This window comes from Psychrilyobacter sp., assembly GCF_049671765.1.
GTDB lineage: Bacteria > Fusobacteriota > Fusobacteriia > Fusobacteriales > Fusobacteriaceae > Psychrilyobacter.
This window is the reverse complement of sequence record NZ_JBATVM010000184.1, coordinates 1-3251: the sequence shown is the minus strand read 5'-3', so window position 1 is coordinate 3251 and position 3251 is coordinate 1. Positions and strand designations below refer to the sequence as shown.

At 27.5% G+C, this 3251-nt stretch carries 5 protein-coding genes; 4 read left to right on the top strand and 1 reads right to left on the bottom strand.

The annotated features are described in order from the left end of the window. The coding region (locus tag WBG30_RS09220) for a hypothetical protein (RefSeq protein WP_424504362.1) at positions 1-278 on the top strand (278 nt) is incomplete at its 5' end. A gap of 124 nt (positions 279-402) precedes the next feature. On the opposite strand, the gene WBG30_RS09215 is transcribed toward WBG30_RS09220, so the two are convergent. Further along, the gene (locus tag WBG30_RS09215) at positions 403-753 is read right to left on the bottom strand and encodes a hypothetical protein (RefSeq protein WP_424504361.1); all 351 of its coding nucleotides are present in this window, start codon (positions 751-753) and stop codon (positions 403-405) included. A gap of 185 nt (positions 754-938) precedes the next feature. Between WBG30_RS09215 and WBG30_RS09210 the strand changes: the two genes are divergently transcribed. The 3 genes from WBG30_RS09210 to WBG30_RS09200 all read left to right on the top strand — a co-directional run. Beyond that, on the top strand, positions 939-1244 hold the full coding sequence (locus tag WBG30_RS09210) for a cysteine-rich small domain-containing protein (protein ID WP_424504360.1): 306 nt from the start codon (positions 939-941) through the stop codon (positions 1242-1244). Positions 1245-1361: 117 nt separating this feature from the next. Beyond that, positions 1362-2465 (top strand): ElyC/SanA/YdcF family protein, encoded by a 1104-nt coding sequence (locus tag WBG30_RS09205; protein ID WP_424504359.1) that lies wholly within the window; start codon positions 1362-1364, stop codon positions 2463-2465. Positions 2466-2710: 245 nt separating this feature from the next. Continuing rightward, the coding region (locus tag WBG30_RS09200; protein WP_424504358.1) for an S-adenosylmethionine synthetase N-terminal domain-containing protein at positions 2711-3251 on the top strand (541 nt) is incomplete at its 3' end.

The window sequence follows — 3251 nt, the reverse complement described above, 5'->3', positions numbered from 1 at the left end:
GGGGACGTAGAAGACCTGCATTAAGTTCAACTGAAAAATCCGAAGAAATAATGTCAACAATTAAAAATATTGGAGATAATTTTGATATAAGAATCCATGGAGAACACCGTTGGAGTTCTGCTGATATCTCAAATGTTGAAAGTGGGAAATATGTAGTTGATGGTTTTGGTCCAAGTGGAAAAAAAGAATATGTTGGAAATGAATATATATTAAAGCATAATCTTTTAGAAAAATCCCTTTTATTGGCTACAACTTTAACAGAATTGGAAAAAAATTAATAGAATTTTAAATTAATTTCTCATGGTATCTCAGTACACTGGTTTTGTTAAATATATAATACTTATTTAACTTATGCAAAGATCTTTAATTATAGGAGGCTTAAACCTCCTATTTTTAATTCTTTTAAAAATTAGACGTTACCCTAGAACTTTTTTTCATACTAATAAAACTTACTACAAATATGAGTAAACTGATCATTCCTAAAGTATGTAATATTTTCTCTATGGAACCTTCACTAAAACCATTTGTTCCAATGATACATCCAGTTAAAAAATTACTATATAAACCTCTCTTTTTTTTCCCAATTTTATTTAATAAATAAAGTATATACGTTCCTAAACCAATCATTAAAAATGTGACAATATCATGGCTTTTAGGAATAATCCCAAATTTCACCCCATTATATATTGCAAAAACTTTTAATAAAATCAGTAATAGTAAAGAACACCATAATATTACCTTTTTCTTTTTCATAATTATTCCCCCTTTTTCTTTAAGTAAATACTATTAATCATCTTAGCTAATTATATTAGGTTTACACAATAGCTTTTTCCACTATAACTTGATTATTAATTTACTCTAAATCTTTATTAAAGTCAAATTTGTTTCAATTAATTAAATAAATAAGAGGAAAATAATATTAAGACATAAGTTCAAATATGGTAAAATACAATAAAAAATTAATTGGTAATGAGGAGAAAAAAATGAAAAATTCTGAATTTTTACAAAACAAAAAGTGTAAATATTTCCCATGTCATAAGATAAATGACATAAATAAATTTAATTGTTTATTTTGTTATTGCCCATTGTACATGCTAAAAGAGGAGTGTGGAGGAAATTTTAAATACACATCTCGTGGTATAAAAAGTTGCGTTAATTGTATAATTCCCCATATAAAAGATACAGGATATAAGTTTATTCTGAACAAGATATCAATTATAAGAGACCGTACTCATAAAAAATAAATTTATTTTGTTTTGCTTTTTAAACATTCATAGTGTATAATTTCGTATATTAAATTTCAATTTCTAATCAAATCATGAAATTTTAATACAAACACAAAAACAATAGGGGATGAAAAAATGAAAAATCTTAAAAGAAAAATCTTAGTTACCGCAGTTTTATCTTTATCTTTAATGGCATGTACTCCAGCTCAAAATAAATCAGATGCAGTATCTAAAAACAAAATAGTACAAGTAGTTAATTTTGATAATCAAAGACAAATAGATGAATTAGTTCAAACAGGTATTTATTATTATTGGAATGGAGGAGATTTAAAGAAGGTAGAAAAAGAATTCTTTAAAGGTATCACTCTTAAAGGAAAATATGATGTTGTTGAAAATTCTTTTAGAGAGGCAAGTAACTTAGATCCTTATAGATTAGATCTAAGATTCTCTATAGCATCTACTCAAGTTATCCAAGGAAAAATAATAGAAGCTTTAGAAACATATAAAGGAATTTTAAGTATTGAACCAAATAATTTTGATGCAAATATATTATTCGCAGCTTATTCTAGAATAAACGGTGATACTTTATCTTATAACAACACTTTAAAATTCTTAAGCACTATTGAACCTGAAAAAACTGCAAAATATGTAGCTAGTTTTGAAAGAACAGAGAACTTTTTAAAAATAAATATAAAAACAGAAGCATACAAGGTAGAAGCTCCTAATCATACAATAGTTACTTTAGGATATGCTCTGGCAAATGATGGTACTATGAGACCTACTTTAATAAAAAGATTAGATCAAACATTGGCTATGGCTAAATTAAATCCTAACTCTACTATAATTGTAAGTGGAGGAGTTCCTAAACAAGGAGTTACAGAAGGACATTTAATGAAGGAATGGTTAATTAAAAATGGAATAGATGCATCTAGAATATTTATAGATGATAAGGCTAAAGATACAGTTGGAAATGCAGTACATTCCACTGAGATAATGAAAAAATTAAATACTAAAAACGTAACATTAATTTCTAGTGCTAGTCATATTAGAAGAGGATTATCAGTATATAAAGAAGTTTCTGTAAGAGAAAATCTCGATATTAATTTTGATAATTTAGTATATTTAGATTATGATTCTGTAGAAGAAGCAATGAAAGTATCAGCTAAAGAATATATGGTAGTTTATAGAGATACATTAAGAGGTTCTGGATTATGGAATTACCCTGGAATCCAAAGATAGAATAAGATATTTGAAACATCACGAATTTTTTCGTGATGTTTTTTATTGTTTAAGAAATTAGATTTTGAAAATTTGTGTAATTCGTGACAAAAGACAGGTTTTGAAAATCATATATAACTCTAGATAAATAATATTCTATTGACAAAATCATAATAAATTACTATAGTTATTATGTGCATATGCACAAAATGTAGGAAATCATTAAAAATATTATCGTAAAAAGTTTATACGGAGATGATCAACAGATGGAAAGAAAAGTATTATTCACTTCGGAGTATGTATCACCAGGACATCCAGATAAAATATCAGATAAAATATCAGATGCAATATTAGATGTTTGTTTAAAGGGTGATCCTAATTCTAGAGTAGCCTGCGAAGTTTTCTGTACAACTGGACAAGTTGTAGTTGGGGGAGAGATTACAACTAGTACTTATGTAGATGTTCAGAAAATTGTAAGAGATAAAATAGATGAAATCGGATATAAACAAGGAATGGGATTTGATTCTAATTGTGGAGTGGTAAACTTAATTTATTCTCAATCACCTGATATTGCCTTGGGTGTAGACAAAGGAGGAGCAGGAGATCAAGGAATAATGTTTGGAGGAGCTGTTAAAGAAACTCCAGAACTTATGCCCCTAGCATTAGTTCTCTCTAGAGAAATTATAAAAAAATTAACTAATATGACCAGATCAGAAGAAATAATTTGGGCAAGACCTGATGCTAAATCCCAGGTAACCTTGGCCTATGATGAATATGGAAACGTAGACTATGTAGACACAGTAGTCG

Excerpts from the sequence above, each read along its gene's own strand:
- WBG30_RS09215 (WP_424504361.1), bottom strand. The coding sequence starts at position 753 with ATGAAAAAGAAAAAGGTAATATTATGGTGTTCTTTACTATTACTGATT.
- WBG30_RS09210 (WP_424504360.1), top strand. The coding sequence starts at position 939 with ATGGTAAAATACAATAAAAAATTAATTGGTAATGAGGAGAAAAAAATG.
- WBG30_RS09205 (WP_424504359.1), top strand. The coding sequence starts at position 1,362 with ATGAAAAATCTTAAAAGAAAAATCTTAGTTACCGCAGTTTTATCTTTA.